This is a genomic window from Bradyrhizobium sp. LA2.1, from assembly GCF_040547725.1.
Taxonomy (GTDB): domain Bacteria; phylum Pseudomonadota; class Alphaproteobacteria; order Rhizobiales; family Xanthobacteraceae; genus Bradyrhizobium; species Bradyrhizobium barranii.
Map to the genome: position 1 here is coordinate 544891 of NZ_JBEPQI010000001.1, position 23968 is coordinate 568858.

Annotated in this window: 20 protein-coding genes; 8 read left to right on the forward strand and 12 right to left on the reverse strand. The window is 63.1% G+C overall.

What is annotated here, in order from left to right; translation table 11 throughout:
• Nucleotides 1–54: 54 nt before the first annotated feature.
• Entirely contained in the window at nt 55–804 is a 750-nt protein-coding gene (locus ABIB95_RS02270) for a hypothetical protein (RefSeq protein ID WP_354237763.1), read from the reverse strand.
• A 295-nt stretch (nt 805–1099) separates the two neighbouring features.
• Here ABIB95_RS02270 and ABIB95_RS02275 point away from each other — a divergent pair, with 295 nt between their 5' ends.
• Both ABIB95_RS02275 and ABIB95_RS02280 read left to right on the forward strand, forming a co-directional pair.
• Nucleotides 1100–2131 carry an ABC transporter substrate-binding protein gene (locus ABIB95_RS02275; protein WP_247308722.1) on the forward strand — a complete coding sequence of 344 codons (1032 nt, stop codon included), beginning with the start codon at nt 1100–1102 and terminating at the stop codon, nt 2129–2131.
• The gene (locus ABIB95_RS02280; RefSeq protein ID WP_354237764.1) at nt 2128–4839 is read left to right on the forward strand and encodes a hybrid sensor histidine kinase/response regulator; all 2712 of its coding nucleotides are present in this window, start codon (nt 2128–2130) and stop codon (nt 4837–4839) included. The genes ABIB95_RS02275 and ABIB95_RS02280 overlap by 4 nt, the downstream gene beginning before the upstream one ends.
• 426 nt (nt 4840–5265) lie before the next feature.
• Here ABIB95_RS02280 and ABIB95_RS02285 read toward each other — a convergent pair whose 3' ends face one another.
• Nucleotides 5266–6162 carry a LysR family transcriptional regulator gene (locus ABIB95_RS02285; protein ID WP_354237765.1) on the reverse strand — a complete coding sequence of 299 codons (897 nt, stop codon included), beginning with the start codon at nt 6160–6162 and terminating at the stop codon, nt 5266–5268.
• Between the two features lie 129 nt (nt 6163–6291).
• Here ABIB95_RS02285 and ABIB95_RS02290 point away from each other — a divergent pair, with 129 nt between their 5' ends.
• Nucleotides 6292–7230 carry a ring-cleaving dioxygenase gene (locus tag ABIB95_RS02290; RefSeq protein WP_354237766.1) on the forward strand — a complete coding sequence of 313 codons (939 nt, stop codon included), beginning with the start codon at nt 6292–6294 and terminating at the stop codon, nt 7228–7230.
• A complete protein-coding gene (locus ABIB95_RS02295; RefSeq protein WP_354237767.1) occupies nt 7227–7853 on the forward strand; it encodes an alpha/beta hydrolase in 627 nt (208 codons plus the stop codon). The genes ABIB95_RS02290 and ABIB95_RS02295 overlap by 4 nt, the downstream gene beginning before the upstream one ends.
• 57 nt (nt 7854–7910) lie before the next feature.
• Here the strand turns inward: ABIB95_RS02295 and ABIB95_RS02300 are convergent, their stop codons facing one another.
• Nucleotides 7911–9164, reverse strand: coding sequence for a glycosyltransferase (locus ABIB95_RS02300; protein WP_354237768.1), 1254 nt, complete (start codon nt 9162–9164; stop codon nt 7911–7913).
• Between the two features lie 400 nt (nt 9165–9564).
• On the opposite strand from ABIB95_RS02300, the gene ABIB95_RS02305 reads away from it, so the two are divergent.
• The gene (locus ABIB95_RS02305; RefSeq protein ID WP_354237769.1) at nt 9565–10536 is read left to right on the forward strand and encodes a glycosyltransferase family 2 protein; all 972 of its coding nucleotides are present in this window, start codon (nt 9565–9567) and stop codon (nt 10534–10536) included.
• 246 nt (nt 10537–10782) lie between these two features.
• On the opposite strand, the gene ABIB95_RS02310 is transcribed toward ABIB95_RS02305, so the two are convergent.
• Nucleotides 10783–12357 (reverse strand): winged helix-turn-helix domain-containing tetratricopeptide repeat protein, encoded by a 1575-nt coding sequence (locus ABIB95_RS02310; protein ID WP_354237770.1) that lies wholly within the window; start codon nt 12355–12357, stop codon nt 10783–10785.
• A 165-nt stretch (nt 12358–12522) separates the two neighbouring features.
• On the opposite strand from ABIB95_RS02310, the gene ABIB95_RS02315 reads away from it, so the two are divergent.
• A complete protein-coding gene (locus ABIB95_RS02315) occupies nt 12523–12759 on the forward strand; it encodes a DUF1127 domain-containing protein (protein ID WP_224581022.1) in 237 nt (78 codons plus the stop codon).
• 222 nt (nt 12760–12981) lie between these two features.
• On the opposite strand, the gene ABIB95_RS02320 is transcribed toward ABIB95_RS02315, so the two are convergent.
• Entirely contained in the window at nt 12982–14409 is a 1428-nt protein-coding gene (locus ABIB95_RS02320) for a DUF1254 domain-containing protein (RefSeq protein ID WP_247308704.1), read from the reverse strand.
• Nucleotides 14410–14797: 388 nt separating this feature from the next.
• The gene (locus tag ABIB95_RS02325; RefSeq protein WP_354237849.1) at nt 14798–15499 is read right to left on the reverse strand and encodes an alpha/beta hydrolase; all 702 of its coding nucleotides are present in this window, start codon (nt 15497–15499) and stop codon (nt 14798–14800) included.
• 153 nt (nt 15500–15652) lie between these two features.
• Between ABIB95_RS02325 and ABIB95_RS02330 the strand changes: the two genes are divergently transcribed.
• Both ABIB95_RS02330 and ABIB95_RS02335 read left to right on the forward strand, forming a co-directional pair.
• Complete coding sequence (locus ABIB95_RS02330) at nt 15653–16033, forward strand: LysR family transcriptional regulator (protein WP_354237771.1); 381 nt, start codon at nt 15653–15655, stop codon at nt 16031–16033.
• A gap of 66 nt (nt 16034–16099) precedes the next feature.
• Nucleotides 16100–16552, forward strand: a complete 453-nt coding sequence (locus ABIB95_RS02335) for a substrate binding domain-containing protein (RefSeq protein ID WP_354237850.1) — start codon at nt 16100–16102, stop codon at nt 16550–16552.
• Between the two features lie 75 nt (nt 16553–16627).
• On the opposite strand, the gene ABIB95_RS02340 is transcribed toward ABIB95_RS02335, so the two are convergent.
• The 6 genes from ABIB95_RS02340 to ABIB95_RS02365 all read right to left on the reverse strand — a co-directional run bounded on the left by ABIB95_RS02340 (nt 16628) and on the right by ABIB95_RS02365 (nt 23941).
• Entirely contained in the window at nt 16628–18268 is a 1641-nt protein-coding gene (locus ABIB95_RS02340) for an amidase family protein (RefSeq protein WP_354237772.1), read from the reverse strand.
• Between the two features lie 264 nt (nt 18269–18532).
• Complete coding sequence (locus ABIB95_RS02345; RefSeq protein WP_354237773.1) at nt 18533–20029, reverse strand: ABC transporter substrate-binding protein; 1497 nt, start codon at nt 20027–20029, stop codon at nt 18533–18535.
• Nucleotides 20030–20083: 54 nt separating this feature from the next.
• A complete protein-coding gene (locus tag ABIB95_RS02350; protein ID WP_354237774.1) occupies nt 20084–21088 on the reverse strand; it encodes an ABC transporter ATP-binding protein in 1005 nt (334 codons plus the stop codon).
• Nucleotides 21085–22098, reverse strand: coding sequence for an ABC transporter ATP-binding protein (locus tag ABIB95_RS02355; protein WP_354237775.1), 1014 nt, complete (start codon nt 22096–22098; stop codon nt 21085–21087). The genes ABIB95_RS02350 and ABIB95_RS02355 overlap by 4 nt, the downstream gene beginning before the upstream one ends.
• 2 nt (nt 22099–22100) lie before the next feature.
• The gene (locus tag ABIB95_RS02360) at nt 22101–22994 is read right to left on the reverse strand and encodes an ABC transporter permease (RefSeq protein ID WP_354237776.1); all 894 of its coding nucleotides are present in this window, start codon (nt 22992–22994) and stop codon (nt 22101–22103) included.
• Nucleotides 22991–23941 carry an ABC transporter permease gene (locus tag ABIB95_RS02365; protein ID WP_354237777.1) on the reverse strand — a complete coding sequence of 317 codons (951 nt, stop codon included), beginning with the start codon at nt 23939–23941 and terminating at the stop codon, nt 22991–22993. Before ABIB95_RS02365 ends, ABIB95_RS02360 begins: the two co-directional genes overlap by 4 nt.
• Between the last annotated feature and the right edge of the window lie 27 nt (nt 23942–23968).

Sequence of the window (23968 nt, forward strand, 5' to 3'; positions counted from 1 at the left end):
GGCATTCGCGCCGATCCACAACCGGGTGGGAGAATGTCGTGAGGTCGTCCGGCATCAGAACTGGCCGGGCGGCAGCTTGAAGATGTCGGGGCTCTTGGCGTCGGCCACGTAGAACAGCAGCAGGCTGGTCGGGGTCAGCACACGCTGGTTGTTCTCCTTGTTCTCGAACGTGCCCTGCAGAAGCAGGATCACCGAGCGATCCTTGGCGTCGCTGCCACGGAACATCACGATGCCGCCCGCGACGGGCATGTTCATCGCGATCGAATCGGGCTTGAAGCCTTCGCCCATGAAATGGGCGCGCAGGATGTTGGCGTTGGAGAACAGCTTCTCCGGCGTCATCGCCGTGTCGGTCCCCTTCGACCAGACCGCGCCGATCTGGATCAGCGACTTGGACTTGTAGCCGAACACATAAGAGAGCTCGGCAGTCCCGCCGTTCGGCAGCAGCTCGGGAATGGAGAGCAGCAGACTGTGCGTCAGCTCGGACGCGTTGTCCTGCGCCCTGATCGCGTCGGGCTTGGCGCTGAAGTCCTTGGTCATCGCCGCACGCACGTCGGCTTCGTTCATGCCGAACTTGGCGGAGCGGAAGCCGTCGATCGCCTTGGCCGTCTTGTCGTCCGCACCGGCGGTCGGCGTCTCGGTCGCAGCAGCGACCGGCGCACCGGCGGCGGCAGCCGGCGCCGCACCGGCGGCTCTGGGTGCCGGCGCAGCCTTCTGCTTCGGCACCACTCCCTGAGCCGCGAGCGGTCCAGCTGCAACTGAGGTCAGCAGGCCCACGAGGGCCGGAAGAAGATAGATTTTGCGCATCGACAACCTTCGAAACAAACCTGAAACAACGCTTCAAAAAATCAGCCGCTCAGAAATCGACTTCTCCGAACCGTCGTCTCAACGAGACGGAAAATGTTGCAACGCCACAATGCGTTGCAGATCGTCACGGAGCAGACAAAGCTCGAAACAGCGACTCTTTGGCGGGGTAGGAATACGGTATCGGACTGCCGAATGCTGCGAATGAACATTCATAAGCGCATTTTTTCATCAATTGTGGACACCGCCCTTTCGCGTTAAGCATCCGGCTGGGACAGACCATCGTGCAAAGAATTCCATGACCGAACGGCCTTCCGCGTTCGCGCTCGATCGCCGCGGCTTCATTCGCCTCGCAGGCACAACCGCCGCAGGCTGGATTGCGCTCGGCGCAACGTCAGATCGCATGCGGATCGTTGCCTCGCTGACGGGATTGCCGCTCGACGACGAACTGACCAGACGGAGCATGACCGACAGCCCGACCTCCCGCCTGGGTGGTCTCATCGTCGGCCTGAGACAGCGAGGCTGGGTCGAGGGCGTCAACTTCCGCCTCGAACTTCGCTCGACCTTCGGCGGACCGGACAAGCTCAAGACCGCGGTCCAGGAGTTGCTCGAGCTCAAGCCGGACGTGATCCTGACCGGCTCGACCATCGAAACCGCCGCAGTCTTTGCCGCCACCAAAACCATCCCGATCGTTTTCGCGACCGCCAACGATCCCGTCGGCAACGGCTTCGTCGAAAGCCTCGCGCATCCCGGCGGCAACGTCACCGGCTTCACCAACAGCACCGCCGAAATGGGCGGCAAATGGCTTCAGCTCATCCGGGAGGCGGTGCCGGGTCTCGCGCGCGTCGGCGTCCTTTTCAACCCGGCGACCACGCCCCGCGCGGGGCGCTTCTTCCTCGAATCGATCGAGCAGGAGGCTGCGACATCAGGGGTGTCCGTGGCCCCCGCGCCCGTCAACGCGCCAACGGACATCGACGAAACCATCAGGCGCTTTTCCGAACCGCCCAAGGCGGCGCTGGTTGCGCTGGTCGACAGCTTCCTCGTGGTCCACCGTCAGGCGGTCGTGGCGGCGGCGGCCAAGCATCGCGTCCCCACGATCTATCCGTTCCATTATTTCATGGATGCGGGCGGACTGATGAGCTACGGGCCGACGCTGGAGGTGCGCTCGGCCGATTACGTCGATCTCATCCTGCGCGGCACCAAGGCCGGGGATCTTCCGGTGCAATCGCCGCGGAAATACGAACTCCTGATCAACCGCACAGTCGCCCGCTCGCTCGGATTGAACATTCCATTCACGCTGCTGGCGCGCGCCGACGAGATCCGCGAGTGAACGAGGCGATCGACCAGGGACATTTGCGGACGCCCCCGGGCCGGTTGTTCCGAAAATATCTCTACTCGATCGTCGCCCTCGCCATTGCCGCGCTCGCCATCAACACCGGCTTCGACGTCTGGTTCTCCTATCGCGAGCAGAAGCAGCTTCTCGCGGCGACCCAGCGCGAGCAGGCAGCAAGCGCGGCCATCCAGATCGGCCAGTTCATCGGCCAGATCGAAAGCCAGATCAGATGGCTCTCGCGGCTGCCTCCGGAGCTGTCGAGCAACGAAGACGACCGCCTGAACGCCATCCGGCTCCTGCGCCTCTCGCCGGCGATCGCGGAAATTGCCGAGCTCGATTCGCAGGGCCGCGAGCAGGTGCGCGTGTCGCGCCGCGTCGCGGACAGGGTCGGCAGCAAGGCCGATCTCTCGGCCTCGCCGGCCTTCCGCGGTGCCAATGAAAGCCGGGCCTATTACGGGCCGGTGTACTTCCTCGGCGACACCGAGCCGTTCATGACGCTCGCCACGCGCGGGACCGGGCGGAATCCCAATGTGATCGTGGCCGACGTCAATCTGCGCTTCATCTGGGACCTCGTCGCCGGGATCAGGGTCGGCAACACCGGCAAGGCCTATGTGGTCGACCGCATGGGAGTCCTGATCGCGCATCCCGATCTGTGGCCGGCGCTGCAACGGACCGATCTCTCCGGGCATGCCGACGTGCGCACCGCACTCGACGGCGTGGGGCCGCCTTCGGGCGGCCTGGTCAAGGGGGATCTGTCAGGCCAGCGCGTGCTCTCGACCTATGCGACGGTCCCCTCGCTCGGCTGGCTGGTGTTCGTCGAGCTTCCGCTCAGCGAGGCCTACGCTCCGATCTATGCATCGATCGGACGCGCGACGTTTCTCCTGGTCGTCCTGCTCGCCTGCGCGATCTTGGTGTCCCTCTGGCTGAGCCGGCGCATGACCGTGCCGATCCAGATCCTGACGCAGGGCGCGCGGCGGATCGGCAGCGGCGATCTCGGCCTGCGGCTCGCGATCAAGACCGGCGACGAGCTCGAAGCGCTCGGCGACCAGTTCAACCGGATGGCCGCGCATCTTCGCGACTCCTATGCGACCCTCGAGCGCAAGGTCGCCGAGCGGACCGCCGAACTCGAAAAGACCCGCGATCAGGCCCTGGCCGAGCATGACGCGGCAGAGCGCGCGCGCAGGGCCGCCGTGCTGGCCAACGAGACCAAGTCGCGCTTCCTCGCCGTCGTCAGCCACGAGCTGCGCACGCCGCTGAACGGCGTCATGGGCGTGCTGCAGCTGCTCGACGACGGCAGCCTCGGCGAGGCCCAGCGCCGCCACCTCGCGACCGCGGAGGCATCAGGCGAAACGCTGATCGCGCTGGTCGATGCCATCCTGGAATATGCCCGCCTGGAGGCCAGCACCGAAACGCTGGAGACGCGCGACTTCCGCCTTCACCAGCTGATCGAGACCGCCGCGGAGCTGATGTGTCCGCAAGCCTTCGGCAAGGGCCTGACCTTCGACCTCGCCTGCGATGCGACGGTCGACACATCGGTGCACGGCGATCCGGTCAGGCTCAACCGCATCCTGCTCAATCTGATCGGCAATGCCATCAAGTTCACCCCGCACGGCGGGATTGCGCTCGCGGCGGCCGCCGAGCAACGCGACGATCATGTCCTGCTGCGCATCACCGTTCGCGATACCGGCATCGGCTTCGCGCCCGACATGCACGAGCGCATCTTCGACGATTTCGTCCAGGCCGACGACAGCATCGCGCGGCGGTTCGGCGGCACCGGCCTCGGACTCGCGATCGCACGCCGGCTCACGCGCCTGATGCGCGGCGAGCTGACGGTGGAGAGCACGCCGGGCGCGGGCAGCACGTTCACGCTTCAGGTGCCGCTCGGCCTCTCCGCAAGCGGCGTGGCGCAAGGCGCGGTCCCGCCGCCGTCGCGGCAGCTCCGCGTGCTGCTGGTCGACGACGATCCCGTCAATTGCGAGGTCGGCGAAGCGATCCTGAACCGGCTCGGCCATCGCGCGACGATTGCGAGAGACGGCGCGTCGGCCATAGAGCTCGCCCGCGATCAGGCCTTCGACATCATCCTGATGGATCTGCACATGCCCGACATGGACGGCGTCGAGGCGGCCTCGCGGATCGGCAAGCTCGGTCTGCCAAAAATGCCGCGCATCATCGCCGTGACAGCCGATGTCTCCACCAGCGCCCGCGAGCGGCTCGCCGGCGCCGGCATCGCCAAGGTTGTCAGCAAGCCGATCCTGATCAACGCGCTGCGCGAGGCGATCGAGGACGCCCCGGATGAGCCGGCCGCGGCGCAACTCGCTGCAGGCGCATTGATCGACCGGCATTTCCTCGACGACCAGCGCGAGCTGCTCGGCCCGGCGCAAATCGAAAAGCTCCATCATTTGCTGGAGGAGACCAGCGACAAGCTGATCGAGGACATCGCCAAGGCAGCAGCGATTGGCGATCACAAGGAGCTCGCGCGATCCGCGCACCAGCTCGGCAGCGCCGCCGGCGCGCTCGGCCTCGTCCGCCTATTCGAGCGCTGCCGCGAAGTCGAGCTGGCAGCGGCCTCAATGTCCCCGCCTGAATGCCAGAGCGCCACGCGCGAGCTCGCCGCGCTTCAGAAGGCCTCGATGCGCGCGCTGGACGAATTGCTGCGGCCAGAAGAGCAGCGCGCGGGGCCCAAGACTGAGATTTCCAGCCATTGACACCTCGCATCGAACTGGCTTGTCTCAAGCTTGGCGGACGCGTTCAAACAGGCCGCGGACAAATTAGCGCAGCCACCCTGTGCGGGACTGAGAGGGGCGAAATTGCTGCAGACCAGGGGTTTTCTGTTTTTGGCGTTGACGCTGATCATCAGCCTAACGATCGTTCATGGCTCGCTTTGGGTCCGAGGAGTTAGGCCATCACCTCGAACGAGCTTATGGGAACACTTGATCTGGGAGGTTTTCCCCAGGGATGATCAGCAAAGGCAATACCTGAAGAAGCGATTTTTGACGGTGATCGTCGTGCTTCCAATCGTCGCGTTCGCGGTCCACGCACTTCTTGAAAAGCTTGCCGGATAGCTTGCGACCTAAAGGGGATATCGCCGCACGGCCCGCTTCTCGGGCTCGGCAGACATCGGCCCCTTGGCCTCAACGCGCCTCGTCGCCGCTAAATCGCTCCACCAGAAAATCGATGAACAGCCGTACCTTCACCGACAAATGCCGCGTCGGCGGATAGACCGCGTAGAGCGCGAGCGGCGGCGCGGAATAGTCGTCCAGCACCGTCCGCAGCTCGCCCTTCCGCAACGCATCGGCGGCGATGAATTCCGGCAGCAGTGCCAGCCCCCTGCCCTTGATCGCGACGTCGCGCAGCACTTCGGCATTGTTGACGCAGAGCGACCAGGCCGGCTGGATCCAGTGATCGCCGTCGCTGCCTGTGAGCTTCCACTGATTGCCTGTCAGCAGGAAGCCGTAGGTCAGCGAGGTGTGCTCGCGCAGATCCTGCGGATGCTTTGGCGTGCCCTGACGCGAAAGATAATCCGGCGAGGCGCAGATCATGCGCGCCACCGGCATGATTTTTCGCGCGATCAAACTCGAGGATTCCAGTTCCGCGATCCGCAGCGTCACGTCAAAGCCGTCCTGGACGGGATCGAGCAGATCGTCGCTCAGCACGATCTGGAGCTGGAGCTCGCCATAGCGCGCCATGAAATCGGCCAGCACCGGTCCAAGCCGCATCGTGCCAAACGACATCGGCGCGTTGACCCGCAACAATCCCCGCGGAGCCGACTGGGCCTGCGCCACCGCCTGATCGGCGGCCTCGATCTCCGAGAGGATCACGACCGCGCGCTCGAAATAGCGCTGGCCGTTCTCGGTGGGGCTGGCGTGCCGGGTGGTCCGGTTCAGGAGCTGGACGCCGAGGCTCTCTTCGAGGTCGGCGATGTATTTGCTGATCGCCGAGCGCGACAGCCGCAGCTGCCGGCCTGCCTCGGCAAAACTGCCGCTTTCGACCACTTTGACGAAGGCCCGGAGGCTGGCGACCTTATCCAAGGGCCCGCCCCAGCGATTGTTTCCAAATCGTAGACATAGACGTCATATTTGCATGGATTGTCTCCAATCCAAAGCGGAACGATATTTCCACCCAGAGCAAGACCGCTCCCCGAATTCTGGAGGACGACAATGTCTGGACTGCACCACGTCACCGCGATCGCCGGCGACCCCATCCGCAATTTCGGCTTCTACACCCGGGATCTCGGCCTGCGCTTCGTCAAGAAGACGGTCAATTTCGACGATCCCGGCACTTACCACTTCTATTACGGTGACGAGACCGGCCGCCCCGGCACCATCCTGACCTTCTTCCCCTGGGCCGGCGTGCCCGCCGGCCGCCGCGGCGTCGGCGAGACCCATCAGACCGCCTTCCGTGTGCCGCAGCGCTCGCTCGGCTACTGGACGCAGCGCTTCACCGAGAAGGGCATCGCCTACGAGGCGCTGGAGAAGCGTTTTGGCGAGTCCGTCCTGCCGTTCACCGACCCTGACGGCATGGCGCTCGCGCTTGTGGGTGTCCCCGGTGCCGAGAACGAGCCCGGCTGGAGCAATGGCGACGTCCCGGCCGAGCACGCGATCCGCGGCTTCCATGGCGTGACCTTGCTGCTCGACAGCGCCGCGAAGACGGCTTCCGTGCTCACCGACGTGTTCGGCTTCAAGGAGACCGGACGCGAGGGCTCGGTGATCCGCTTCAAGGCGCGGGGCGATGCCGAAGGCAGCGTCGTCGACATCTACGAGGCCAAGGGCTTTTTGCGCGGACATCAGGGCGGCGGCTCCGTCCACCACATCGCCTTCCGCGCGGCCGATGACGCCGAGCAGGGCCGGATGGCGCAAAAGCTCGTGAGCAATCACGGTCTGCATCCGACCGAGCAGAGGGACCGCAACTACTTCCGCTCGATCTACTTCCGCGAGCCCGGCGGCGTGCTGTTCGAGATCGCGACCGATATCCCCGGCTTCGCCGTCGACGAGCCCGTCGCGACCCTGGGACGTGATCTGAAGCTGCCGAGCTTCCTCGAAGCGCAGCGCAAGCAGATCGAAAATGTTCTGCCGAGCCTGGAAGAAAGCGCGTCATGACCGAGAGCACATTCATCCATCGTTTCGAGCCCGCGACCAGCGCGGGCTCCCCTCCGCTGCTGCTGCTGCACGGCACCGGCGGTGACGAGAACGACCTGCTCGGGCTCGGTAAGATGATCTCGCCCGGCTCCGCGCTGCTCTCGCCGCGCGGCCGCGTGCTCGAGCACGGCATGCCGCGCTTCTTCCGCCGTCTCGCGGAGGGCGTGTTCGACGAGGACGACGTGCGCCGGCGCGCGCTGGAGCTCGGCGACTTCGTCGCGGATGCGCGGCAGCAATACGGCATCGCCGCGCCGGTTGCGGTCGGCTTCTCCAACGGCGCCAACATCGCAGCCGCGCTGTTGCTGCTGAAGCCGGACGTCCTGGCAGGCGCGATCCTGCTGCGTGCCATGGTGCCGCTGTCGGATCCGCCGAAGGCGGAGCTTGGTGGCAAGCCGATTCTGCTGCTGTCCGGGCAGTCCGATCCGATCGTGCCGGCGAGCAATTCGGCAAAGCTTGCGGCGCTGTTGTCGGAAGCCGGCGCGCGTGTCGACCACAAGGTCCTGCCGGCGGGCCATCAATTGTCGCAGGCCGACGTCACGCTGGCCCGCAACTGGATCGGCAGCGTCGACGCCAAAGCGGCATGAACCAACGAGCGGCGCATCGTTCACGAACGATGCGCCGCCCATTCGCCTCGCGAACTGTCAGGCAGATTTTCGAAGCGGTTGTTTCTTCGGTTGCGGTCTCGCCGCGCGGCCAATGGCGGCGATCGCCTCCATCTCGTCGACGAGGCCGGACCGATCGATATCGACTTTCATGGCCTCGCCGAGCAGACGGGCCGCCTTCCTGAATTGCGGCTCTGCAATCAATCGGTTCACCGCCGCGGCAATTTCCGCTTCGGAGGCGGTTGGAGGCAATTGAAGCCCTGCCCCCTTCGCTTCGACGCGCGCGGCGTTGGCAGCCTGGTCTCGCCCCATTGGCAGGATGAGCTGCGGCAGTCCGTTGATGAGTGAACGCGTGGTCGTTCCGTGGCCGCCTTGCGAGACCACCACGGAAACATCCTTCATGACGAGGTCATGGGGAGCGCCGCGGACCAAATGCACATTGTTCGGAGCCCTGAGATCGGCGACGTCGACATTGGGACCGGCTGTTGCAAGGGCATCGATCTCGACCGCTTCGATCGCTGTGATAATGCGCTGAAACAGCTCGCGCTGACCTTGCGCGCCCGTGCTGCATGCGATCAACCCGCGAGGACGCCCCGACTGAGCCGACCATGGCGCTCGCCACGCCTCCGTCTGCCGAGATTTGGACCAGTTCGGTACATCGAGCAGCGGTCCGACGTAGCGGAAATTGTCGGGCAGCGCGTCCGCTTGAAAGTCGAACGCTCGACTGGTCGCGAGCAAAAGCCGGTTGGCCCGATCGAACAGATCGAAGACATCTGCGAGACGCGGAAGACCCAGATCGGCACGCGCGCGGTTGAGACCAGGCAGGAACACATTGAGTGTTTCGGCCAGCCTGGCATTGGCGGCGTCGACCTCGGCGCGCTCTTCCGGCGTTTTCGGTTGGCCCAATCCGCTGATGGCCGGCGGCATTCCCGGCAGGGGCCGAATGCTGACATGAGGGGACAGAAGAGCGAAAGGCACGCCAGACGCCTCCGCCCCGAGCGCGGCGCCAAACAGCACGTCAAGCACGAGAACGGCATCCGTCGGCATACGCCCGATCTCATCCCGGACATCGGCCGCATAGAGCGCCGCAGGATCAAAGACGGCCTGGCGTAGAAAGTCTTTCACATCCGAGACGTCCACCGGATCCGCAGCCTTTCCGGTCGGGGCGCGGCGCCATGCTACAAATGCAAAGCCGGAGGCCTCGACTTCAGAGCGCATCGCCGGATCCGCCATCACCCGGATATGATGTCCATTCCGGTGCAACCTCCGCGCCGCAGTCAGCAGTGGGCTCAAATTCCCGAGGGTCCCCCACGACGCCAGCAGAAAATTATAAGACATCGTAGAACCCTTTCGTCACGGTTGCGAATGCGCTGTCGCAATCCATCCTGCGCAACCCAATGCAGGCTTCCGGACGGACGCGTGGCCGCGCTTGTGTCCGCGCGAGCCACGCCAAGAATGAAGCGGCGCGCGCTACCGGACGATGTCTCCCCAGAGGGAGACGGTTACAGCTGTAAGGAGAGGAAGGCCGCTTATGGGCCAAGCGGACATTTGAGCTGATGGCCAGGTTCGCTAAGCGGCAAAAGCGGTCCAACAGTTCAGGACGCGGATTTGTCCGCTAAGGGCCACATCCGGACATCTAGGATGTTGCCGCTCCCCGAGAACTGTTATTGTTGAGCGGTCTTGCGTCTAGGGGATGATGATTGTGTCTCCAGCAGAACTGTCGAGCAGCGAGGCGGAACTCCGGTCGTTCATTTCGGTCGCGATCCCAACCTTTCGACGTCCTTTTGGGCTGCAACGCGCGATCGAAAGCGTGCTGCAGCAGGACTTCTCCGATTGGGAAATGGTGATCAGCGACGACGAAGGGTTAGTGGGCGAGAGTTGTCGCCTCTTGTCCGAATATGTCAGCACAGAACCGCGCATCCGAGTCGTCGAGAACCGCAGAGGCCGTGGTCAGGTCGAGAACACGAACAATGCGATGCTTGCGTGTCGCGGTCGCTGGATCAAATTGTTGCATGACGACGACTGGCTCGCGCCGGGGGCGCTTACGTCTTTCGCGAGACTTGCGTTGGCCTACCCCGCCGCGGCAGTCATCACCTCCACAAGCCATCTGGTGCAAGACAAAGGCATAAAGTACCGGCAAGGGGGTGAGATTTACGTGTATTCGGGCCAACAGTGCCTGACTGATCTCTATTTGGTGGGCAAAACGCGGTCGCTCGGAATTGTCCCATCGACGCTGTTGGTCAATAGCAACGTCGTCAAAGCCGGCTGCCTGATGCGAAACTACAAGTCGATAAGTTGGGGGGTCGACCAACTGTTCTTCATTGATCTGGCCTGCCATGGTGACATGGTAGCGATAGACGATGGTCTTATCTTTTACGACATGACCAACCACCCCTGCATCACGGCAGACGGGTCGTTCACTCACATTGACCAAGAGACAGTCGATCTCAAACGCCTCACTTGGAGCCTTTTGGAAGATAAAGGAGAACTTCCCGATCCTGAAACGGTCGTGCGTGCGTTGCGGGTTGCTCGACTACGCGGACGGATCGGCCGGCAGCCACTCGGCGCAACGATCCGTGACGCAATCCAAATCCTGCGCCCCTCGGTCCTGATGGCTCTCAACAAGATCATCCGTGCTCGGGCGCGCGCGCCGGGTGCAATTTAATTCATCCTTTCTGCGGGAACGCTCTGATCTGATAGCGCAGCTAACTGACCGCCGCTCGAAATGGCAAGGTCCGCTATGGGTCAAAAGCCGACACCGCGCCAACGCCCAAACACGTCAGCTTAGGGTCACAAGCCGAAATCAGCATCGAGCAACGCCACGTCTGCGAAGGGCCACAAGCCGACATTGCATACTGCGCCGTTGATGGGAATTGGAATGAGACCAGTCTTTCCCGACAACCGCACGCACTCATGGGGGCAGACCCATGATGGAGCAAGCTCGCATGACCCTTTCGAGGTGTTCCGGCATGTAAAATCGAGCGAGCTTTGGAACGAGTGTGGAGACGCGGAGAGCCGGCCTCGCTTCCATCAGGCGTGCACCGATCATCCGGGCTTCCTCGACCCTTCCAGACATTGCGTGGCATGCCGCCAGAATAAATTGTGCGTTTAGATAGTTGGGCCGGTGCAGCACAGCCGACTTGGCCCATGATGACCCGTCCTCGTATCGATCCGTCAAGAAATGCGCAAACGCTATGCCGGTCTGCAGCAGAAAAATAAACGGATCCATGGGGCTTAAACGTCCCCCGGCATGGAACTGCTTCAGCGCCGCCTCTATGTCGCCGCGCCGTATGTGTTCCCAGCCGATAATATACCGTGCGATAGCCAGGTTCGGGTCAAGCTCATGCGCTCGGAAGACGAGGGCCACGCCTTCGTCCATCTCGTATAGCACGGCGGCAATTGCCTGCCCGGCTCTCACGAGTACGGTTGGATCATCCTTATCGAGCTCGATCGCACGCCTTGCCAACCGTCGGGTGTCGTTCAGTTCCTGAGCCGCGTCGATCGTCCAGCCGAAGATCTTTCGTTGCAGATAGCAATAAGCACCAAGCGCGTATGCTGAGGCCAATCCGGGATCGATCTCGACAGCAAGACGGATCAGTCTGAGGGCTTCAATGTTTTGTTCGCGGGTGAATTCATAGAAGCTCGAGAGTGCACGCAGATAGTAATCGTACGCCTGAAGATTTTCGGTTGGCTTGCGTTTTGCGCGCTCGATCTCGGCCCGCTCCAATTGAGGAAAGAGCGCGCTAATCACGCTACTCGTCACTTGGTCCTGCAGATCGAAGATATCCTTGAGCTGGCTGTCGAACCGGTCCGCCCAAAGATGAGCCCCCGTCGTGGCCTCGATCAACTGCCCGGCAATGCGAACCCGATCGCCGGATTTGCGCACACTGCCTTCGAGCACATACCGAACGCCCAGCTCGCGCCCGACCTGCCTGATGTCGATAGCCTTGCCTCTGTAGGTAAAAGTGGACTGTCGCGCGATGACGAACAGCGATTTGGACCGTGAAAGGCCGGTGATGATGTCCTCGACCATGCCGTCGGCGAAATACTCCTGCTCTGGATCGGAGCTCAGGTTGGTGAATGGCAGAACGGCGAGCGACGGTTTGTCGGGAAGTGGGAGGGCGGGTTTAGCCGTCTCCTTCTGGATTTCTGTTACCGCCACAGTGGGGGCGCCGTCAGCCTCCTGCACCATACCGATAAAGCGATAGCCCTTCCTTGGCAGCGTCTTGATCAACCGCTGTTTCTCCCCGGAATCGCCAATTGCGGACCGAGCGGCATTCAGGCGGGTCGTCAGCGCGGCATCCGACACGCACCGCCCCTGCCAAATGGCTGTGATGAGCTCGTCCTTGCAAACTACGCGCTCGCGGTTGCGGATGAGGTAGTCCAGAAAGTCAAAGGTCTGTGGCGCCAGGGCGACGACGTTTGTGTCGCGGTACAGCTCGCGGCGGCCGGAATCCAGTTCGTAGTCTTCGAAGAGATAGCGCAAGACGCGAAATCCCTTGGACGGTCTCCGGTCAGGCCCGGCAACCACTTGGAAAATAAAGAATAAGCTGTCCGTAAGGAAAATGTAAGCAGCAGATCAAGCGCGCAGGGCCGGATTTTGGCAGCATGCCAGGGTGGAAACAAGGTGCCCGAGGATGCTGCGATGAGCATGATTTATCAGACAACGGGCTTGGTCCAGACGACGGACTCTCAGCGACGCAATGTCAGCGTTTTCAGGAATTGCTGGAACGCTTTTCAAGAGTGGCGGAAATGGGAGCGGCTGAGGCGCGATCTTTGCAACCTGAGTGATCAGGAGCTGAAGGATATCGGGATTACGTATGGCGAGATCGACTACGTGGCCTCGAACCGACATACTGACCCGCGAGGCATCCGATCGGTCGGATGATGACGGCCTCCGGCAGCGGTGGACGGAACGTCGGATATTGGTCGACGCGAGCCGCTCAGCGGCAGGGATACCGGCTTGCGCTTAGGGTCAAAGGCCGACACCGCGGCAACGCCCCAACACGCCAGCTTGGGGTCACAAGCCGAAATCAGCATCGAGCAACGCCACGTCTGCGAAGGGCCAGAAGCGGACCTTGGCCAGCATCACTCGATCACCTCAGATTGCTTAGTTGGCTGCGCGCACAATGGCCGGTGGCTGCCATGAGCCCCCACCGGCCGGCAGGATCGAAGGCGCCGTTGTCTTCGGCCAATATAAACGCATCACGAGGTAGATTTCGTCATTCGGCGCCGGCAACCAATTGGATTCCTTGTCGACGCCGGGCGAATCTTTTTGGATATACAACGTGAGAGAGCCGTCGGCATTCTTCTTCATGTCCGGCAGCATCGGCGAGTTGATCAGGTAGCGGTTGATCGGATTCTCGATCAGCAATTGGCTCTTGCCATCATACATCGTCACCGACCAGAAAGCCTCTACCGGCGGGAATTGTCCGGCGGAAAAAGTGATTGTGTACTTGTGCTTGGAACCATCGAGCACCTCGCCATCAGCAAGCGCCTTCGTCATTGGATAGACGGCCTCGATTGCGTCGTTGCCATAGATGCCGCCCTTGGCTGCGGCAGCGCGCTTCAGCCAGTCGCCGCTGTAGAATTGCCGGTCTCCGAACAGCGATCCGATTTTCCAGCCATTTACGTCTTTCTGTCCACTAGCAAGATACTTTTCAACTTTCTCTTCGCCGTCCTTCATCCCCAGCCCGATTTCAATCTTGTGGGTCAGCGGAAGATCCTTGAAGTCGAAGGTCTTTCCGGGGCCGACGCCGATGCGCGTGAGCTTGGCGCGGATTTCCTTTTCCTCCGGCCCGGCCGGCGCAAATTGGAGAGCGAAGTCGAGATACTCGAAGAAGTTCTTCTTCACCAACTCCGCATTAGCCTTGGGAAAGTCGACGGCCGCTGCGGCGGGGGGCGCGGGCTGCTTGAGATAGGCCGACAGGGGCTGCACCTTATAGCCGGCCTGGACCTTCTCAACGTTCGGCATATCTGCCGGATGGAAGAGCTGGGTGCGGTAGGCGGCGGCGGAAAATTGTGTCGAGGAGTGAAACATCTTCTTGATGCCAGGCGGAGTGGCACCCTGCCAGTTCGGCCCAACCACCATATAATCGCCGGCCTCGCTTCCGGTCGCGCGGCTACCGATATATCCGTAATTGAACGTGTTGCCGTCGCAAAGCATCACTGAATAGTAGCGACTCTTGTCAACAGCCGGCACGGAAAGAACGATCGGCTCGGCGCGCAGATCGAGCCATAACAGCGAATAAGGCGTGTCGCTATTGGGAGTTATTACGGCCGTGTCTTTGTATGTATAGACACGCGCCTCGTTTTTGATCTGGTTGAACGGCGCCTTGAATTGCCCAGAGTTCCTGTCGACGGCATATTCGTACATGACGGCGTAGTTCATCACGATCGGCAGCCCGTAGATGAAGCCTTCCTCGGCGATGGCCTTGGCCTCGCGGATGTCAGGCCATTCCGCCTGCGACACACTTGGCGTCAGTGCGAATATCGAGCCCGTCAGAGCGGCGGCCAATACACTTGATCGAATGTTCATGTGAACCACCCACGCGCGAAAGGGCGCCAAATAGACACCCGGGAAGCTGGGTCATCATTTCACGAAATAGTCTCAGCGGACTACGGAAAAACGAACAGCTTGCATCTGTCAGGCCAAATCGCGCTGAACTACAATCGAAATCCGATTTCATGAGCATTTTCCAATACGTTGATGCTCATTCGTTCGGAAAATGTCCGCTTCGGGTCAAAAGCCGACACCGCGCCAATGCCCCAACACGCCAGCTTGGGGTCACAAGCCGAAATCAGCATCGAGCAACGCCACGTCTGCGAAGGGCCAAGAGCGGCCGTCGCACGCCAGCCCATGAATAAGAGAGGTCGCCTCGCGAACGACCTCTCCTTCGTGTCCGGCAATGTATGCTTATTTGCGATCAGCTTTTTTGAACGGCGGCCGCGGCTTTGCGTATCACGTCGATCACCACATTTGGCTGGGAGAGCATCGGCACGTGGCTGCTCGCCACTTCGGTGACCGTCGCTCCCATGCGCTTCGACACCCAGCGTTGCAGATCCGGATGCGCAGTATGGTCTTGCGTGGCCAGAATGTACCAGCTCGGCTTCGACCGCCACGCGATCTTGTCGGCGCTGAGCTTCTGTTGCTGGAACAGATTGTAGACGGGCGCATAATGGGTGGCCCAAACCAGCTTCTGGTCTTCCGCGGAGAGGTCTCCTGCGAAGAACTCGGTGCCGCTCGGAAGCATCCAGGCGCGCCCATCGGCGACCTCGACGCGTGAGAAGATATCCGACGGATACTTGTCGAGCTGGTCCTGTACGGTCTCGCCGGCATCCGGAGCGACCGCTGCAATGTAGACGAGACCGACCACGCGTTCATCGGTGCCCGAGCCCGTGATGGTGGCGCCGCCATACGAATGGCCGACGAGAAGGACCGGGCTGCCAACACGATTGAGTGTGCGCTTCACCGTCGCCAGGTCCTCCTCGTAGGAGTCCAGGCCATATTGAACGGCGATCACTTCGTACCCGTCGGCCTGCAATGCTGGAATGACTTTGCTGAAACAGGAGCCATCGGCCCAAATGCCGTGACAGAAAACGATCGTTGGCTTGGTTTGCGCAGACATACTGCTTTTCCTTTTTTGCACGAACTTCAGCGATGGAAGGCATTGGAAGACCAACTCGGTTGCCGGGGCCCCCATTGCGAAAGTCAGACTATTCGTTCATAAATGGCCGATTAGCCGTCTTTCGTTCGGTTCTTTCGCGATCAAAAGTCCTGAATGACAACGATTCTAGAAAGAACGGCCGGTCTGCTGGCCTTCGTGCGGACGGTTGACGCGGGTTCTTTCGCCGGCGCCGCGAGATCGATCGGCGCCAGCCCCTCGGCGGTATCGAAAAGCGTTTCGCGCCTCGAACAACGTCTCGGTGTGCGCTTGCTGCAGCGCTCAACGCGCACACTCAGCCCAACGTCCGAAGGCGCCGCTTACTACGAGCACGTCGCTCCCCATCTACGCGCGATAGAGGAAGCCGACGACATCGTGCAGGTTCCAGGAAACGTCCGTGGCCTGCTTCGGGTTACTGTGCCGAGTACGTTTGGGACGCCCGTTGATTTCCGCATGGGCGGGCTCGTTCCTGGAGCGCTATCCGGACATCAAGCTTGATCTCAGCGTCACCGCCGTGTCGATCTCATCCGCGAGGGTTTCGACCTCGCTGTCAGAATTGGCGAACTGGAAGACACAAACCTGATTGGTCGCTCGTTAGGTGTCCTGCAATATGTTCTGGGCGCATCGCCGGAATACCTTCAGCGACGAGGAATCCCGCAGTCGATCGACGATCTCACGCAGCATGCCTGCCTTCGCCATCTGCTTGGCGGCCGGCCGCAAGCATTTACTTTTGCGGACGGCACACGGGTCATCCCCAATGGCCCCTTCGATAGCGACGATGCTCAGTCGTTGATTGAGGCGGTCATAAAAGGCGTTGGCATCACGCAGTTCATGCGCATCGCAATCGAGGACGAGCTTGCCGCCGGACGATTGAATGTCGTGCTGCCGGGCATACCGATGTTCACCACACCGGTCTACGTCCTGCACGCATTCGGACGACAACTCCCCCTGCGAGCCCGCCTGTTCATCGATTTTCTTGTCGACGCCTTGGGCGTGTCGCGCAATTTGTCGCTCTGAACTTGCGGAGCAGGCTGGAAACGCGGTCCGACGCGCGAGCAGGGATTTCCGCCTGATCCTCTCGGCCAGTGACATCTAAAGCGCGGGCAAGCCGGGCGGCGGCTTGCGCATGTTGGTGGCCTGCTCATAGGCGTAGGCCAGGCGCAGCAGCTTGTACTCGCTCCAGGCACGGCCTGCGAAGGTAACGCCGAGCGGATAGTCGGGCGTGTCCTTGTCGTCTGCTCCCGAAATGAAACCGCCCGGCACCATGACGCTGGGATAGCCCGCCTTCGCTGATATCACGCAGCCTGCGGCGCCGGGAAACAGCACCGCGTCGAGCTTGTGCTGGTTCATGTAGGCGTCCATGCCGCGCGTCTTGGCGGAGAGCAGGTCCATGGCCCGCGCCGATTTGTACTCGCGCTCGCTGAGATCGCCTCTGGTCATGTTGGCGGCGAGGAACAGGTCCTGGCCGAACCGCAGCGCCGTCTCCGCGTTCGCCTCGTTGAAGGCCACGATGTCGGCCATGGTCTTCATCTCTGTGTTCGTCGCCCAATCCCTGAGGTAGAGATTGAGGTCGCGCTTCAGCTCGTAGAGGAAGACGATCGGCGGCGTCGCCAGATTACCCTTGTTGCGACTCAGGGGATTGCGATTGAGCACACTCATGCTCGTGCCCGGACCGCCGATCCAGCCAGATGTTGGCATGTTGGCACGCACGATGACGGCGCCCAGATCCTCCAGCACCTTGATCGCGTCGGCCATCGCCTTGGCCGACCTGGGCGGCAACTTGCCGTAGTAGCGATCGTTCAGCGGGTCGGCCGGGTCGCTCGGCACGCCGATGCGCGCGCCCTTCATCGCGTCGGTCGCGAGGTCGGCGGTGTAGTCGACCGGCCGCCGCTGCCGCTCGGTCGCGGGGTCGAGTGGGTCTTCGGCTGCCAGCACGTTCAACAGCATCGCCGCGTCGCGCACCGTGCGCGTCATCGGCCCTGCAGTGTCCTGGCTGTGCGAGATCGGCAGGATGCCGGCGCAGCTGACCAGCCCAACGGTCGGCTTCACGGTGACGAGGCCGTTTTGGCTGGCGGGATACAGCAGCGAGCCGGAGGTCTCGGTACCGATCGAGGCCGCGCACAGACCGGCGGCCACCGCGACCGCCGAACCCGCGCTTGATCCGCCCGGCTGCACGACCGGAATGACGTGATCGCCCATCAGCGCCGGCGCGTAAGGGTTCTTCACCTGGCCGCCGAGCGACGAATAGCCCGAGGGCATGTCGGTCGCGAGAATGTTGGCGAACTCGGTCAGGTTCGCCTTGCCCAGGATCACCGCGCCGGCCTTTCGCAACAGCTTGACGATTGTCGCGTCTCTCCGGGCGCGCGCGCCCTCCAGCGCCAGCGAGCCCGCCGTCGTCGGCTGCTTGTCGCCGGTCGCGATGTTGTCCTTCACCAGGATCGGGATGCCCGCCAGCGGCCGCTTGGCCGATGGTTTTGTGTCGTCGAGCTTGCCCGCGATCCCAAGCGCGTCGGGATTGAGCGCGCGCACGGAGTTGAGCGCGGGCCCATTGCGGTCACGGGCCTCGATGCGCGCGAGGTAAGCTTTGGTCAGCGCCGTGGCAGTGACCTGCCCGCTGGCCAGCGCATGAGCGATATCGCTCATCGACGCACTATCGAGCTTCAGGGTAATCGGTGCTTCAGCGCTGACGACAGCCGCGGCGATGCCGGCATCGCGGCGGGATGGCTTCTTCATGGCGTGCCTCGCCTGACGGCGCGTCCCGAACCATGACGCCGCGATGATCGTATATTGCCGGTGTTTTGCCCGACGGGTCAACCGCATCGCATGGCTCAGCAAGCCATCGAGCGGACCGTGCAAGCCATTGAAATATCTAACCCCGGCTACTGTGCATGGGGTTGTTTTTCAGGTTTTTGTTTTGAGCCGCCAAAAAAGATTGACCTCTCCCCGATGGGGAGAGGTCAACGTTGAAGCGACAGGTTCGACTTGATCGAACGGCCCCTACTCCCAGGACCAGGTCGAAAAATCGTTCTCGTATTGTGGGACGTCCTTCCAGACGCCCTTCAGCTTCTTGTTGGTGATGGTGATGAGTTGAGGCTGGTACAGGAAGCCTGCGACCGCGTCGGTGGCCAGCATGCGCTGGGCATCGCCGAGCAGCTTGGCGCGGCCGGCCTCGTCAGGCGTCGACACGATCTGCTTGTAGAGCGCGTTGAAGGCCTCGTTGTTGTAGCCGAGATAGTAGTCCGGCTCGGTGATCTTGACGAGGTCGAACGGCTCGACATGGCTGACGATGGTGAGGTCGAAATTGTGCGGGCCGTTGCCGGCGAACACCTGCGACAGCCACTGCGCCCATTCGACATTCTCGATCTTGGCGATGATGCCGACCTTGGCGAGCTGCGCCGCCAGGATCTCGCCGCCCTGCCGCGCATAGGACGGCGGCGGCAGCTTCAGCGACAGTTCGAGCGGCGTGGTGACGCCGGCTTCAGCCAGCAGCTTCTTGGCCTTCTCGGGATCGTAGGGGTTGATGCCGGTGGTGTCGACGAAGCCGAGCGCGCCGGGCACGTAGAAGCTGCCGATCGGCGTGCCGAAACCATCCGCCGCGCCGTCGATCATCGCCTTGCGGTCGATCGCGGCGAGGATGGCACGGCGCACGCGGACGTCGTCGAGCGGCTTCTTGCGCTCGTTGATGCCGACGATGGTCTTGGCACGGGAGCCGCCGACCATGACGTTGAAGCGCGGATCAGCCTTGAACTGTCCGATGGCGCGCGCAGCCGCAACGCGCGGGAACGCATCGACGTCGCCCGAGAGCAGCGCCGCGGTCTGCGCCGCCGGATCGGAGATGAAGCGGATCGTCACCTTCGACAGCTTGATCGCGGCGGCGTTGCGATAGTCGGCCCATTTGGTCAGGGTGATCGAGGAGCCCTTGGCCCAGGCCCCGAGCTGATAGGGCCCGGTCCCGACCGGCTGCGTGCCGTTGGTGGCTGCACTCTTCGGCTCGACGATCGAACCGCTCGCCTGTCCGAGCAGGAACGGCAGGTTCGGCTCGGAATACTTCACCGTGATCACGACGGTGTCGGCGTCGGGCGCGTCGACCTTCTCGAAAGCCTGGAACAGGCTCTTGTCCTTGTTGGTGCTGGTCGTGATCGCGTTGCGCTCGAACGAGAACTTCACCGCCGCGGAATCGAAGGCCTCGCCGTTCTGGAATTTGACGCCCTTGCGCAGCTTGAACGTGTAGCTCTTCAGGTCGGGCGAGGCGGTCCAGCTCTCGGCCAGCAAGGGCGAGACGGAGCCGTCCTCGTTGATCTTGGTCAGCGTCTCATAGATGTTGTAGAGCGTGACTTCGGCGATCGCGGCCGCGGCGGCGATGGTGGGATCGAGCCCCGGCGGCTCCAGCGCCATCGCCATCACGACGCTGTCCTTCTTGCTCTGCGCCAGCACCGGCAGCGGTGCTGCGACAAGCGCGGCGGCAAATGCGACGATCGATAATTTCCTGAACATGCGTAACTCCCCGGCCTTCTCTTGTCTCAGCCTACGCCAATTCCATGGGGGACACTAACCTTCCATGGCCGCGTGCGGCAATGCCATCACCGCCTCCGCCTTGTGGCAGGCGGCGAGATGGGCATCGCCGACCTTGCGTAGCAAGGGCGGAACCTCGCGGCAATGCTGGTCGGCCAGCGGACAGCGCGCGACATAGGGGCATCCGGCAGCAGCCGCCGATTGCGAGGCGATCGCCTGGGCCCCGCGCCGCCGTCGGCCCCCGCCGGCGCGCGCCCGCGGCACTGCATCCAATAGCGCCCGCGTATAGGGATGGGCACAGCGCTCGAACAGGTCCTCGGGCCTGCCCTGCTCGACGATCCGGCCGAGATACATCACCGCGACCTCGTCGCAGAGATAATCGACCACGGCGAGGTCGTGGCTGATCAGGATGTAGCTCAGGCCGAACTGCTCCTGGAGGTCCTGCATCAAATTGAGCACCTGCGCCTGCACGGAGACGTCGAGCGCCGAAACCGGCTCGTCGGCGACGATCAGCTTCGGCTGGGTGATCAGCGCGCGCGCGATCGCGATGCGCTGGCGCTGGCCGCCGGAAAATTCGTGCGGATATTTGTCCATGTCGGCATCGCGCAGGCCGACCTGCCGCAGCACCGCGGAGACGCGGGCGCGGAACGTGGTGCGGTCGGCATCTTCCAGCACGGTGAGCGGCTCGGCGACGATGCGCGCGATGGTCTGGCGCGGATCGAGCGATCCGTAAGGATCCTGGAACACCATCTGGAAATCGCGGCGCGCGCGGCGCAGCTCATTGGGCGAGATGTGGTTGAGATCGCGCCCGAGCAGCGCGACCTGCCCCGACGTCGGTCGCTCCAGCGCCATCACCACCCGCGCGAAGGTCGACTTGCCCGAACCGGATTCGCCGACGACGCCGAGGCTCTTGCCGGCATCGACCCGCACGCTGACGCCGTTAAGCGCGCGCACCTGGCCCGGCGGGCGGAACAGACTTTCGCGCGGCAGCGTGTAGCGCTGCTCGAGATTTTTGACGTCGAGAAGCGGTGCTGCGGTCATGCGGGCAGCGCTCCGACATTCGCGGCCATGGAGACATCGGTGCGCACACAGCGCACGCCGTGACCGGGACCGACTTCGACCATCGGCGGCAGCGCCACGCGGCACTTGTCCTCGACCAGCGGACAGCGGTCGCCGAACGTGCAGCCGGCCGGCAAATCCGCAAGTTCGGGCACCGTCCCCGAAATCGTCGTCAACCGCGTCCCCTTGCGCGCGCCGAGCTTCGGCCGGGCGCGGAACAGCCCTTGCGTATAGGGATGGCCCATGCGGCGGAACACCTCGTCGGTCGGCCCGCTCTCGACGACCGTGCCGCCATACATCACCATCATGCGTTGCACGTTCTCGGCTATAACGCCGAGATCGTGCGAGATCAGGATCATCGACATGCCGCGCTCCTCGACGAGATCGGCGATGAGGTCGAGGATCTGGCCCTGGATGGTGACGTCGAGCGCGGTGGTCGGCTCGTCCGCGATCAACAGGTCCGGCTCGCAGGCCAGCGCCATGGCGATGGTGACGCGCTGGCGCTGACCGCCGGAGAACTGATGCGGATAGGCGTCGATCCGCCTTGCGGGATCGGGCAATCCGACGCGGTCGAGCAAGGCGATCGCTTCACGCCGCGCCTGCGCCGCCGAATACTTCTTGTGACGCCGCAGCGGCTCGGCAACCTGATGGCCGATCGTGTGCATCGGGTTGAGCGCGGTCATCGGCTCCTGGAAGATCATGCTGATGCGGTTGCCGCGCAGCTTGCAATAATCAGCATCCGACAGACCGGCGAGCTCGCTGCCATCGAGCTTGATACTGCCGGTGACGACAGCACTGTCCGGCAAGAGGCCCATCAGCGACAGCGCCGTCACCGACTTGCCGCAGCCGGATTCGCCGACGAGACCCAGTGTCTCGCCGCGCTTGAGGGTGAAGCTGACGCCGCGCACGGCCTGTGCCGGTCCGCGGCTGGTGTTGAGGCGCACGCCGAGATTGGCGACCTCGATCAGCGGCAGGGTTGAGCGCTCCCCCATCGTCATCGCTCCCGCGCCAGTCGCGGATCGAGCAGATCGCGCAGTCCGTCGCCGAGCAGATTGAGGCCGAGCACCGCGATTGCGATCGCCGCGCCGGGATAGACCGCGAGCATCGGCGACTGGAACAGCAGCGTCTGTGCGTCGTTCAGCATCCGTCCCCAGGACGGTTGCGGCGGCTGCGTGCCGAGGCCGAGATAGGACAGCGCGGCTTCGGCCAGGATCGCGAGCGCGAACTGGATGGTGACCTGCACGATCAGGATCGACAGGATGTTGGGCAGCACATGCTCGATGGTGATGCGGAATTTGCCCTTCCCCGAGGCGCGCGCGGCCAGCACGAATTCGCGCGCCCAGACCGCGTTGGCCGACCCGCGCGTCAGCCGGGTCAACGTCGGGATCTGGAAGATGCCGATCGCGATGATCGAGGTCACCATGCCCGGCCCGACGACGGCGGCGAGCATGATCGCGGAGAGCACCGCCGGAAAGGCGAAGGTGAAATCGGAGAAGCGCATGATGATCTCTTCGGTCCAGCCGCGCTTGGCCGACGCGATCAGGCCGAGGCAGACACCGAAGGTGAGACCGATGCTCACGGCGATGATGCCGACCAGAATGGTCGAGCGCGCGCCCGCGAGCAGCAGCGAGACGATGTCGCGGCCGAAGGAATCGGTGCCGAGCCAGTGCGCAGCCGACGGCGGCCGGAGCTTCGAGGCGATGTCGATCTCGTAGGGCGACCACGGCGTCCACACCAGCGACAACAGCGCCGAGGCGAGTACCAGCAGGCTCAGCGCTCCGCCCAGCACGAAGCTGCGGTGACGCAGCGCGCGGGCCCAGAAGGTGCGGGCCGGCAGCGGACGCGTTGCGACCGGGGCGTCAACCGAAGTGGCCAGGGGCGCGCTCACAAATCGTGGACCTTGATGCGGGGATCGATGAAGGCGTAGAGCACATCGACCACGAAATTAACGATGACGACCATGGCCGCAAGCAGCATCACGCAATTACGCACCACGATCAGGTCGCGGTTGGCGATCGACTGGAAGATCAGGCGGCCGAGGCCCGGCAGGTAGAACACGTTCTCGATCACGATGGTGCCGGCGAGCAGATTGGCGAATTGCAGCCCCATCACCGTCATCACGGGGATCATGGCGTTGCGCAGCACGTGGCTCCACAGCACCTCGCGCTTGCCGAGACCCTTCGCGCGCGCCGTGCGGACGAAATCTTCTCGCAGCACTTCGAGAACGGCCGAGCGCGTGACGCGCGCGAGGATCGCGGCCTGCACCACCGCAAGCGAGATCGCCGGCAGCAGCAGCGACTTGATGCCGAGCCAGATGCCATCCTCCCAGCCGGGAAAGCCGCCCGCCGAGAGCCATTGCAGCCGCACCGAGAACAGGAGGACAAGGAGGATCGCGAACCAGAAGTTCGGCAGCGCGATGCCCACTTGCGTCAACGACATCACGCCGACGTCGCCGAGCTTGTTGTGGTTGGCCGCGGTGTAGATGCCGGCCGAGAGCGCCAGCGTCACCGTGATCAGCATCGACATGATCGCGAGCGGAACGGTCAGCACCAGCCGCTCCGCGATCAGGCTGGCGACCGACGTACCGTAGACATAGCTGTTGCCGAGATCGCCGACGAGGAGGCCCTTGATCCATTGCAAATAGCGAACCGCCAGCGGCTGGTCGAGCCCAAGCTTGACGGTGAGCGCGCGCACCGCGTCGGCCGAGGCATCGGCGCCCATCAGCATCTGTGCCGCGTTGCCCGGCAGCGCATCCAGCACCAGGAAAATGATCACGGATGCGCCGACCAGCGTCGCCAGCAAGGTCAACAGACGTCGAAGAAAGAATACGCTCATGCGCGCTCGGCTTCAGGGCTCATCCGC